The 12464-nt window shown below is 38.8% G+C and carries 6 protein-coding genes; 2 read left to right on the forward strand and 4 right to left on the reverse strand.

The features are described 5' to 3' along the window. Positions 1 to 7 precede the first annotated feature (7 nt). The gene (locus tag IEE83_RS24060) at positions 8 to 1219 is read left to right on the forward strand and encodes a DUF4249 domain-containing protein (RefSeq protein ID WP_194123018.1); all 1212 of its coding nucleotides are present in this window, start codon (positions 8 to 10) and stop codon (positions 1217 to 1219) included. A gap of 16 nt (positions 1220 to 1235) precedes the next feature. After that, positions 1236 to 3626, forward strand: coding sequence for a TonB-dependent receptor (locus tag IEE83_RS24065; RefSeq protein ID WP_194123019.1), 2391 nt, complete (start codon positions 1236 to 1238; stop codon positions 3624 to 3626). Here IEE83_RS24065 and IEE83_RS24070 read toward each other — a convergent pair. The 4 genes from IEE83_RS24070 to IEE83_RS24085 all read right to left on the reverse strand — a co-directional run bounded on the left by IEE83_RS24070 (position 3608) and on the right by IEE83_RS24085 (position 12456). Further along, positions 3608 to 6961, reverse strand: coding sequence for a VCBS repeat-containing protein (locus tag IEE83_RS24070; RefSeq protein WP_194123020.1), 3354 nt, complete (start codon positions 6959 to 6961; stop codon positions 3608 to 3610). The genes IEE83_RS24065 and IEE83_RS24070 overlap by 19 nt on opposite strands. Before the next feature lie 11 nt (positions 6962 to 6972). After that, positions 6973 to 10311, reverse strand: coding sequence for a VCBS repeat-containing protein (locus IEE83_RS24075; RefSeq protein ID WP_194123021.1), 3339 nt, complete (start codon positions 10309 to 10311; stop codon positions 6973 to 6975). Continuing rightward, positions 10308 to 10892, reverse strand: a complete 585-nt coding sequence (locus IEE83_RS24080; RefSeq protein WP_194123022.1) for a hypothetical protein — start codon at positions 10890 to 10892, stop codon at positions 10308 to 10310. The genes IEE83_RS24075 and IEE83_RS24080 overlap by 4 nt, the downstream gene beginning before the upstream one ends. 73 nt (positions 10893 to 10965) lie before the next feature. After that, positions 10966 to 12456 (reverse strand): RagB/SusD family nutrient uptake outer membrane protein, encoded by a 1491-nt coding sequence (locus IEE83_RS24085; protein WP_194123023.1) that lies wholly within the window; start codon positions 12454 to 12456, stop codon positions 10966 to 10968. Positions 12457 to 12464 lie beyond the last annotated feature (8 nt).

A 12464-nucleotide genomic window follows, 5' to 3' on the forward strand; every position in this document is an offset into this window, starting at 1 on the left:
TTCTGATATGTACTATAAATATTCACTTTTTCTGATACTGCTTCTTACGGGAATGGCTGCCTGTGTGGAACCTTATAGTGTCAAATTTGGAAGCGCGAAGGAGTATATTGTTGTTGACGGGGTCGTCACGGATATGGACGGTCCTCAGTATATCAAACTTTCCAAGACCAATCCGGAATCCAAAAACGAAAGTTCCGAATTTTCGCAAACTATCTGGACAACAGGACAATCTACATTACCTCTAACAAAAGCCAGAGCCAAGGTTATTGTTAACGATTCGCAGGTTTTTGAATTGACAGAAACGGACCCGGGTGTTTATGCTTTGCCCGCATTATTCAAGGGGAAAGTCGGCGATTCTTACAAATTGCAATTTGTGACCGAAACTGGTACGAATTATGAATCTTCTTCTGAGAAAATGCTTCCGGTTACTGCCGTTACGTCAGCTTATGATGTTTTTAATCCAAAAGGCTTACCAAAATATTCGGCATACTATGGAGATTTCACGCCAAGCAATGACATTTATATCAACTTTGACGATCCGGCCGGCGAGCAAAATTTTTATCGTTGGCAATGGACTTTATGGGAAGTTCAAAAAAGCTGCGCTACCTGTAACCAGGGAAAATATTATTTATTCCAGGCTGAAAATGGCATCGACGGAGATTGTTTCAAAGACCTGACTTTAAAATACAACAACATTTACGATTACACCTGCGAAGATCTGTGCTGGGATATTTTTTATAGCTCGGATATAACGATCTTTTCTGACATCTATACCAACGGACAAAGTCAGAAGGATAAACTGGTTGCCCAGATTCCTTTACTTCAATCCAATCCGTGTTTAGTCAGTTTACAACAGAATTCGCTTACGCCAAATGCCTACCGGTTTTTGAAATTAATACAGGACCAGGCTGTTAATTCCGGGACGCTTGCCGATACACCTCCTGCACCAATCCAGGGTAACATTTTAAATACTTCGGACAAAAATGAGCTAATTATTGGTTTCTTCACAGCCTCCTCAGTTGCTGAGTATAAGACGATGCTTTGGAGGAAAAACGTTAAAAACCAGGCGGTTCTGAACCAACTTTTCAAAACAATTCACAACCGTGATCAGATTCTGGAAGAAAGATCTCCCGAGCGACCTTATATCCCTTTGGCAATTTGTAAAAACAGCAGGTCAAGAACACCATTTTTGCCAAAAGACTGGAAATGGACGCAGTAAGCTATAATCTGAATTTATGAAGGCATTTTATCTGATCTGTACTTTTCTGATTTCCGGATTTTGTGTTCGTGCGCAGGGCCTTAAAATTACAGGAACTGTCAGGGACTCGGCTACGCGTGCACCGCTGCCGGGTGCTACGATTATTGTCGATTACCGCAAAAATCTGACTACCGAAAAAGTGGATGAAAAAGGAAATTTTCTACTGGAACTGCCAACCGGTGATCACGTTATTACCATCCGCCACGTCGGTTATGAAACGTTCCGGACCTACATCAAAGATGGTGTCCAGAAAGCCAATTTTAATGTTTTAATGGTTACAACTTCCAGTCAATTGGAAGAAGTAATCGTGACAAGTAAAGGTTACGATCAAACCATTCGGCAACCTATTTTAGGATCACTTCAAATCAATATAAAAACGCTTGAAAAACTGCCTTCCGCTTTTGGTGAACTTGATATTTTAAGAAGCCTGCAAATGTTGCCAGGTGTTTCCAGTGTTGGTGAAGCTTCCAACGGCGTAAATATTCGCGGGGGAACAACGGATCAGACTTTGATATTACTGGACGATACTCCGATTTTCAATCCGACGCATATGTTTGGATTATTTTCTGTGATTCCTCCCAACACAGTTAATAGTCTTGATTTGTACAAAGGAAATGTACCTGCACGTTTTGGTGGCCGTGTGGCTTCTGTTCTTGATATTTCAACCAAAAACCCAAATCTGGAAAAGTTTAAAATGTCGGGAGGAATAAGTCTGGTATCAAACCGGCTTATGGCTGACGTCCCGATTATCAAAGGGAAACTTGGGATTTATGTTGCAGGAAGAGGTGCTTTTAATGATTTTATTTTACCAAAACTGGATAAACGTTTGAACAATATCCGGGCAAAATTCGGAGAACTTTCAACCAAATCTTTTTACCGGATCAATGATAAAAATACGCTAACGTTGATGGGTTATTATAGCAACGATTATTTCAAAACTGATCTTCTCACAAATTTGCCAAACGTTGTAGGGACTGATACTTATTATAAACATATTACCACCAATGGAATGCTTCGCTGGCTTCATGTTATTTCTCCAAAACTTAATTTGCAGTCATCCGTCATCTATGCCCGTTATGCCCCCGAAATTGGAACAAAAGAAAAAGCTACCGGAAATATTGTAAAACTTCCATCATCAGTAGCTCAAAAACAAATTAAATCAAACCTAAATTATCAGCTTGAAAATCATAAAATAGAAACCGGTTTGGTAGCCACGCGGTATACAATCATGCCGGGAACGCTGGAACCCGGACTTAGCAAAAGTGTCAATTATATCACCACACCGACAGAAAGAGCCAATGAACTGGCCTGGTATCTTGATGATGAAATAAAGGTTTCGCCAAAACTGGCCGTTTCCTTTGGATTACGTTACTCTTACTTTATGTCGATTGGAAAATCCGTTGTCAGAAATTATATTCCCGGACAGCCAAGAGATGATTTTTCTGTCCAAGATTCTACGATATATAGAAACGGACAAATATCCAAAGGTTACGGTGGATTTGAACCGCGCGTCGGGATCAGTTATGCTTTAAACGATAGAACTTCTTTGAAATTCGGCTATAATCTGATGCGCCAGTACATTCAGGTTGTTTCCAATACGGCGACTCCAATTCCAACTTCCCGCTGGAAAACCAGTGATACACATATCAAACCCCAAATCAGTAATTTATTCACGGCTGGCGTTTACCGAACTTTTGACGACAATATTTTTGAAATAACAATGGAAGGATATTATCGTCAAGCCAACAATATTATCGATTACAAACCCGGTGCAGATTTTCTGCTACAAAAATATCCGGAAACACAGCTTGTTCAGGGAATTAACAAATCCTATGGCCTTGAGGTGATGTTATCCAAAAAGAAAGGAAATATGAAAGGCTGGGCTAATTATACTTATGCCAGATCTTTAAACAGAATTGACAAAGGTGCTCCTTTGATCGAGCTCGTGAACCGGGGCGACTGGTATGCCGCCAATTATGACAAGCCACACACCTTCAACGCATCACTGGATATCACAGTCGACAGTCACAATTCTTTTGGTCTTATATTCGCTTACAGCACGGGAAGGCCTTATAGTGAGCCCATTGGTTTCATTAATTATCAGAATAACGTTTATCCGTTTTATGATAAGCGAAATAATAAACGCATTCCCGATTATCATCGGCTTGATTTTGCCTGGAATATCTACAATCCAAGCATGAAAAACCGCAGATGGCAAGGACACTGGACTTTTTCGGTCTACAATGTTTATGCGAGGAAAAATGCTTATTCCGTTTTCTTCAAAACTGAAAATAAAGTTACAACGAGTTATCAGCTTAATATTTTCGCTACACCAATTGTCACAATCGCTTATAATTTCGTTTTCTGAGTTGCAGTTTTTCTTCTGATAACGACAAGTTTATCGTCGTTTCTCGCAGCAACGATTGCACTTCCATCTTTCAATTTTAGCTCTTTCAATTTTCTAACCTGCCCTTTTATTTGTAAACCGTTAAGCGGTTTTGGTGTAAAATTACAGTTTCCTTTATTGATCAGTACCGTCCCATAATCTGCATCATACCTACCCATTTGAATATTGACATTATAAAAGTTACCCATGATCAAAACATCCGGAAGTTTATCGCCGTTTGCATCAATAATTTGGGCATCATAATAAGGCGACCATTGCCCCCGGAATTCAAGTGGCTTTAAGCTGAAATTACCTTTCCCGTCATTGACCAGAATCGTATTTTCAAAATAATCCGCTTCCAAAACGGCAGCTTCTTTTAATTTTTCTTTTCCAACAATATCACCAATGCTGGCCTTTGCAAACTCAGTTGCATAAATATATTTCTTCTTGATAAACGGCATTTGCTTTTCAATTTCCAGTTTTGTTGGAAACAAAGATTCAGTCCCGTTGAGATAATAAGTCAGAATAGGTTCTCTTCTTCCGTTGTTATCGTAATCGTTGATATACATCCTAACGGGTTGCTCTTTGCTGGCTTTCATCCTACTGTTTAAACCTAAATTTCCAGCCAGAATATCAAGATCACCGTCGCCATCAAAATCATATGGCATTACAAAATTCCACCAACCTTTGCCCTCCGTTAGTAATTTTTTCGTGAAGGTTTTGCCATTATTTTCCATCATGCAAATCCCGTCCCATTCCAGAGCAAGCAACAAATCCTGGTCACCGTCTTTATCCATATCCGCCAGTTTTGCATTTTTCACATAACCGATTGAAGACAATTCTTTTCCATATTGACTGGTCACATCCGTAAACTTTCCAGTTCCATCATTTTTCAGCAGATAGGATTTAGGAATCTCTCCATAATTAATTGGTACCGCCCTTCCGCCAATAAATAAATCCACAATTCCATCACCCGTAAAATCAAATGGAACAACGCAGGATGCTGTGACAAAAATATTTGAAAACGCATCCGCCTTGCCGCTCAGATTGCCCTTTCCGTCATTTAAATAAACCCTTGGCATCTGATATTCCGAGTTGTTGGAATATTCATTTCCTCCGGTGGCCAACACCAAATCCGGGTGATTATCACGATTCACATCAATCCATTGAGCGTCAACTCCCTCATAGGTACTATCCCTTGTCAGTGCCGGTTGGGCAGATTCTTTAAACAATCCGTTTGCTGACTGAATAAAAAGATGGCTCTTAAATCTTTTTGAAGCGCCTACAAAAATATCGTCTAGTCCATCATGATTTATATCAGCAATGGCAAGCGCCGGACCATCCGCAGAAACTTCAAACGGTATTAAAGAATTGCGATCAAATTCTATAAAATTATTCTCCTCATGACGTATATCCAAACCTAATTTTGCGGCAATATCTTCGTAACTGTAATCCATCGAACTACGGTTATTTTTAAATTCCTGGTAATTAAAAACAGATAATGTTTTCGAGTAAGTCAGGTTTAAGGAATCTTTCAAACCTGCTTTTTTGATGACTTGAAATCTATTATCCGGCCAAATCACAATCATTGAATCAACATCTTCCTTTTTTCCTAATCCAATATTAAGCGGAATTTCCATGCTGGATTGAAATCCGCGAACAGGGAATTTTTCATAACTTTCAACCTTATCTTTTTTGAATACCAGACATTTTGATCCGATTGCGTTCAGATTTCCCTGTGCGCCTTTCAAATACAACCGGACAAAATTATTTTTGGCATGTTTCTTATCTGCAAGATTTTCATAGACAAACACCTTTTCATTGATATTGTTGGTGATAATGTCCAGATCTCCGTCATTGTCAAGATCTGCATAAACGGAGCCATTGGAATACGATACCTTATCATTTTCGATAGATCCTTCCAAATCTTTGAAATTGAGATCTTTTTGATTTGAGAAAAACTTGTTAAGAAGCTTTATTTCTGGCAACTTATCAGCCAGTCTCGGATCATTTTCATCAATATTTTTCTTCTTTAATCTTTCCTGAACCACATCATCTGATATAAATTTGATGTAATCCGTATCGTTCATCCGCTTTGGAATTCCGTTGGAAATGAAAAGATCTTTCAGTCCGTCATTATCAAAATCTGTAAAAAGTGGCGACCAGGACCAGTCCGTTGCGTGGATACCGGAATACATGCCAATTTCACTAAACGTCCCGTTTCCATTATTGAACTGCAAATTATTTCTCGCAAACTGGTAATTATATCCCTGGCGAATCTTGTACTTGAAAATACTGTACATATCCTCCCCTTCTGACTTCTTCAAAATCTCATAACTTGAAGGAAGCATATCCAGCGAAACGATTTCCGGAAAAGCATCATTATTTAAATCACCAATATCAATACCCATTGAAAACTGGCTCGTGTGCATGATCGAAGTTTCAATTTCATCTTTGAAACTTCCGTTTTTCTGGTTGATATAGAGATAATCATTTTCATGGAAATCATTACCAACGTACATATCCGGATATCCGTCAAAATTGATATCACCAATTCCCAGGCCAAGCCCATAACCAAGTACAGAACTATTAATACCTGTCGTCTTTGAAACTTCTACAAACTTGCCGTTTTCATTTTTGAAAAGTTTATCGCCGGCAAGGGGATGATAGGTTCCTTCGAAAAGCGCGCGTCTTCCAAAGGTTCCGTTTTGATGAACTGAATGATTCAATTGAAACATATCAAGATCACCGTCCAGATCATAATCAAAAAATGCGGCCTGAGTTCCAAAAACTACTAAATCCAATCCATATTCCTTTGATTTTTCTTCATAAACAGGAATGCCATCTTTCGTTATTTCCTTGCAGACAAATAAAAGATTATGACCTTTAACACCTTCAAAATCACCAACCTGACTGATGTAAATATCAAGCATTCCATCCTGGTTGATGTCCACGATAGATACGCCATTTGACCAGCCTTTTCCGGTTTTGAAGTTAGCCTTTTCGGTAATGTCCTCAAATTTCATCCCCGAACGGTTCAAATAAATACGGTTGGATTCCTGATTGGCCATAAAACACAGATCAACCAAACCATCATTATTCAAATCGCCCGCACCTACACCACCTCCATTATAGAAGTACATGTAGTTAAAAATATTAAAATCTTTGGTCGGCTTTAAAGTATTTGAGAAATCTAACCCGGTTTTTTCAGACGTCAGCAATGTGAAAGCATAATCCCGTTTTTCTTCCTTGTTAGAACAGGAAACCAGGCTCAGCAGTAAACTGAAAACACTTAATACAAGAACTACTTTTTTCATAAATTCAAAAACTATCCTTTGTTGATTCGGAATAAAACAGGCTTTGAATTATTGACAAGATTAATAAGATAGGGTTTTCCACCGATCATTATCGAACTTATTTGTTTCAATTCTCCATCAATGGAATAACCGCTTTGCGTGCTCAAAAGCACATCAAACTTATTATTTCCTTTGTTAATTAACACATTACCGCGACAAGCATCCAGCGCTCCCAGCTGTGGAATAAAATGTGAGAAATTGCCACCCACAATCAGATCCGGTTTCCCGTCCCTATTAATATCAGAACTTTCGATTGCATTCAGGCATGAGAGCTGCACCATATCAGGCAAAGGAGAAAGTAAAAAATGACCCTTTCCGTCATTGACGGCAATGGCTGATTTAAGATAATTCACAGATCGTTCATAGGTTGAGCTCATAATGTCCGCCGGAAAAAGATCCTGAATCGAATTATTGGCGTACTCGGAATGCTTGATGTTTTTCTTTTTCAGGAATGGAAATTGCGTAGTCAGATCCCGTTTCAGTAACACCGGCATATCCCTGGAATCTACCGTTTTGGTCATGACTTTATCAATATTTCCATTTTTATTAAAGTCATTAATCCAGATTTTAACGGGCGATTTATCGGTTGCAGTCAGAGAAAAATTCTCTCCGATATTTCCCATAATAAAATCCATATCACCGTCGCTGTCAATATCCAAAACTTTCAGACTTCCCCAAAAACCATTGTATTGTTCCAGTCCTGAATTAAGTTTTTTGAACTTGCCACTAGTAAATTCAAATACGGCAGGAGCCATCCAGTCTCCCACTACGATCAGTTCTTCTTTTTTATCACCATTAACATCAGCCCAAAAAGCATCCCGAATCATACCGGTTTTTGTAAGCTCAGGTGCAATGGTTTTACCCACTTCTTTGAATATTCCGTGTCCGTCATTTTGGTAAATATAACTTGTCGGAGAGATTCCATATTCTCTTGGCACACTTCTACTCCCAACAAAAAGATCTATATCCCCATCCTTGTCATAATCATTTGCCACAATTACGGCCGTGTTCATTCCATTGGGCGGCAATGCTTTTGTATTTATTGCAAAATTACCCTTCCCGTCATTTAAATATAGCCGGGTCGGCAATTCCTGCGTACGCGGAACAGACTCATTTCCTCCACTTCCGACAACAAGGTCCAGATCACCATCACCATCACAATCAAAAAAAGCAGCGGCGGTGTCCTCAAAACCTGATAAATCCTGAAAGGTTTTTTGTGTCGATTTTATGAATGCACTCCCATTCTGAATATATAACTGCCCGCCTTGTCCTTTTGCTCCGCAAATATAAATGTCGTCCTTTCCATCTTTATTTACATCTCCAATAGCAGCTTTCGGACCTTCCTGTGAAAGGAGCATTGGAATGTTTCTCTCATTGAAAAAATCGTCATATTTATCTTCTTTGTGCGGATCAAAAGCTGCCGGAACTTCGGAAACCAGATGATTAACAACAACCGGTAATGGTGTAAATATTTTTTGTCCGGCATCTTTAACTGAAAAATAGAGCATAGTATCAATGGCAGGATTTAACTTAACAGTAAATTTCCGGTTAGGCCAAATGATTCGGACAGAATCGATTTTTGTGATTCGTCCCAGACCAATCGTCACAGGATATTCCGTGCTGGACTGAAATCCTCTTACCGGATTTATTTGTCTGTCAAAAATCTCATTTCCGGCAAATACTTCCGCCTTTGCTCCTATGGCAAAAGTGTTAGAACCGTCACCCATTAAGTTTATTTTGACAAAATGGTTACGGTCTTTTTTTGCTTCTGATTTATTTTTATAAATGAAACAAGGTTGATTCACATTATTGACCACCAAATCCAAATCTCCGTCATTATCAAGATCAGCATATGCGGCTCCGTTTGAAAAGGATTTTTGATCCAAACCAAATTCAGTTCCCTTTTCCGGAAATTTTAAAGATCCTTCGTTGTGAAAAAAATTATTAGCGACAGGTGTTGAAGGCATTTTGTCGATAATGTTATTCATACTCTCCTTTTCACCTGACATGATCATTTTCTGCACAAGTTCATTGGCAAAAAAATCTATAAAATCCTGGTCAAGAATATCATGAAAAATACCGTTACATACGAAAATATCTGTTTTTGAATCGTTATCCGCGTCAAACATCAAAGCTCCCCAACTCCAGTCACTCGATGCTACGCCTGAGTAATTCGAAATTTCACTAAAAGTGCCGTCCTGATTATTGAACTGGAGGCTGTTTTGCATGTATTGATTGTAAAATCCCTTGTCCTTTTTTAGATTAAAAAGGTAATGATTTTCAAAAGAAGTAGTGGTTTTTAATCTATATTCATCCCGGGGAAGCATATCTGTGACAAATAATTCAGGATAGCCGTCATTATTAATATCGGCCATATCCGCACCCATAGAAGCCAGACTGGTATGTTTTACGCGTTTTTCCAGTTCTTCGGAAAAGGTACCGTTTTTGTTATTGATGTATAAATAATCTTTTTCATAAAAATCATTACAAATGTAAAGATCCGGATATTGGTCGCCGTTGATATCTCCTACTGTTACGCCCAGCCCAAAACCGATCAGACTTCCATATATACCTGCTTCTTCACTTACATCGACAAATTTTCCGTTATCATTTCTAAGCAATTTATCTCCGCCACCTTTCTTCAAAAAGTCTTTTACCGGCCAGTCTTTTGCTCTTACGTCCCGGTTGTTTGAGTAGTTTAATGTATTGACAGGTATAAAACTGTTGTTCAAAATAAACGCATCAAGGTCCCCGTCGAGGTCATAATCAAAGAATGCTGTATGTGTGGTATAACCGTCTTCATTCAAATTATATTTTGCCGCAGATTCTGTGAAAGTAAGGTTTCCATTATTGATGTAAAGTGCATTTTCCTGGCTCACTCCTTTTTGATAGCCAGCATTACAAACATAAATATCCAGCAGACCGTCATTGTTTATATCCACCATCACAGTTCCGGTACTCCACTTCATGGATTCAGCAACACCCGCTTTTGCTGTTATATCTTCAAATTTGAAATTCCCTTTGTTCAGATACAATTTATTGTCGCCCATATTGGCGGTGAAATAAATATCAGGTAAGCCATCATTGTTGATATCTCCAACAGAAACACCACCGCCATTGTAAAAATTACGGTATGTAAAAATGTTAAAGTCCTCCCGGTTGACTACTTTATTTTCAAAATTAATACCAGAATCAGAGGCATCTACAAGCTCAAATAAGGTACTATCATTTTTACTTTTTTGACAAGAACAAAAGATAAAAAATGCTAAAATTACAGTGCATAAATTTGACGGTCTAAACTGGTTACTCATAACTTCGCTGATGTCTTTTGGGCATTAAATAATTCTTCTTCTGTAATATTCATCAGTTGAAAAGTAGGTTTTTTACAAACTACTGTACCTTCCATGGGAAAGAATTCTGTGGCTTCCTGAAAATCACTGTATTTACCTACTTTTCCTTTTACTTTAATAACGACTTTGTCTTTTGAAAATTCCTGAAGAGTTACAATTCCCTCAGACATCACATATCCTACACCGATCATTTTTTTTCTATCCAGAAGTTTTCCCATTTTCACTCCTGCATTCACCTGATTATCAGCAAAAACTTCTTTTTTGACAGGCACGGCTACATACCAGTTTTCTCCCCCAAAACTAATAATTGTTCTGTCATCAAACTGGTCAACCAAGGTCATACTCAAGAGTTTGTCGGATGCATTTATCTCTGCTGAAAAAACTCCTTCGGATGGATAAAATTCTTTGTTATTAACTTTATAAATAGCTTTTGCCTGTTTGTCAGCTAATTGATTGTATATGCTATCTTCACTTGTATCAGGACTGCACGATGAAAATAATAAAGAAAGGATTAAGCTGGCGGCAATTTTTAAATGATTCATAAATTTTTAAAATCAATAAAAACAAAAATGCTCGAATACATCGAGCATTTTTGTAAAAGAAAAAATAATATTTCTAGTACCCTTTATTTTGAGTAAGATTTGCATTCGAAACAAGTGCCGCAGATGGTATCGGATAAAGAACCGTATAGGCTTCTTTCACAGAAGTACCTTCCCCTGATGTAAATTTACTGAAACGAACCTCAGTTGTTCTTTTACCACCTTCCCAATATAACTCTCTACCGATTTCATCGAAAAGATTTTGTTCGGTAAGTGATGCCAGAGTAGTAGCGCCGCGAGTAGTTCTCAAAGTATTGATCTGAGCAAGAGCACCTGCTGCATTTCCACCTCTAAGTTGTGCTTCCGCTTTCATTAAATAAGCTTCTGCGTAGCGCATAAGGATATATTTACCAGCATTTGCAGGGTGATATTTAATGACACGAATTCCTTTATCCGTAGCTGCACCAGCCAAAGGTACATCTCTTGTGAACGCCAACGGCTTTTGGGTACGTGTGTCAATTACAGCAGCACCTTTATCATCATACTGAGGCCCAATAAGAAATCCAAGACCAATACCAGAATATTGCGTTCCATCTTTCTTAGCCGGCGAACCAATTCTGGAATCCTTTGATTCAAAAGTATCATAGAAATCTGCCAGCGTTGCAAAGCCGTTCCATCCCGAAGGATTCTGACCATAGTGCAATGTCATGAACCAGCGATTTTGAGCAGTACCCTCCAAAACTAAAAGGATAGGTTCAGTTTTAGCACTGGATGAGAATGTTGAAAAGTAATCTTTTTCCAATGAATATCCATCAGCAGTGATTGCATCAACGTAAGTCACAACTTTATCCATATCCGCTTTGTCAAAAGTATATGGTCCTTCCGGAGCAGTACTTTTGTACACAGCTTTATTAAGATACAATTTCGCAAGCAAAAAGTTAGCTGCTGCTTTTGAAGCCGTACCATTTGTAACCGAAGGCCCTACTTTTGATAAATTAGGCAACGCTTCAGTCAAATCTTTAACGATATAATCAAATGCCTCAGAACGTGACAAAACTTTTGGTAAATCATCAACACCCTGCGTCACTTCTCTTACTGGTACCACTCCCCAGTAATCCATAACCCAGTACATATTGTAAGCACGTAAAAATTGCGCTTCTGCTTTTTGCGCGGCAGACGGATTTGAAGCAATGATTTCGGTGGCTTTATATGCACGCTGGTTCAAAGCATTCCATGCACTAAGAATATAAGAGTGCGAAGCATCCCAGGTATGCTGATCCAATGTGCGCCATACACCGTTATCTCCCCAGTCAACACCGCGTGTAGGAGGGATCATTTCCGCAGTAACATGCTCCCCAAGCGCATAAATACCCGCCTGATCCGAATAAGTAGACAGATCTTTGTATGCAGATGCTAACGCTTCCGGCACGTTTACGGGAGCAAATCCTCCCTCTTCAACCTTGTTAACTACCGAATCCTTTTCGTCAGGAATCAGATCGGTACATGATGATAATCCAGCCAAACTTACGCTGAACACCAAAAGTTTATATATGTTATTCGTTTTCATTGTTGATC

The sequence above is a fragment of the Dyadobacter subterraneus genome (assembly GCF_015221875.1).
In the GTDB taxonomy this organism is placed as follows: Bacteria; Bacteroidota; Bacteroidia; order Cytophagales; family Spirosomataceae; genus Dyadobacter; species Dyadobacter subterraneus.

Coding starts and splice junctions, on each gene's coding strand:
- IEE83_RS24060 (WP_194123018.1), top strand. CDS start 8: ATGTACTATAAATATTCACTTTTTCTGATACTGCTTCTTACGGGAATG.
- IEE83_RS24065 (WP_194123019.1), top strand. CDS start 1,236: ATGAAGGCATTTTATCTGATCTGTACTTTTCTGATTTCCGGATTTTGT.
- IEE83_RS24070 (WP_194123020.1), bottom strand. CDS start 6,961: ATGAAAAAAGTAGTTCTTGTATTAAGTGTTTTCAGTTTACTGCTGAGC.
- IEE83_RS24075 (WP_194123021.1), bottom strand. CDS start 10,311: ATGAGTAACCAGTTTAGACCGTCAAATTTATGCACTGTAATTTTAGCA.
- IEE83_RS24080 (WP_194123022.1), bottom strand. CDS start 10,892: ATGAATCATTTAAAAATTGCCGCCAGCTTAATCCTTTCTTTATTATTT.
- IEE83_RS24085 (WP_194123023.1), bottom strand. CDS start 12,456: ATGAAAACGAATAACATATATAAACTTTTGGTGTTCAGCGTAAGTTTG.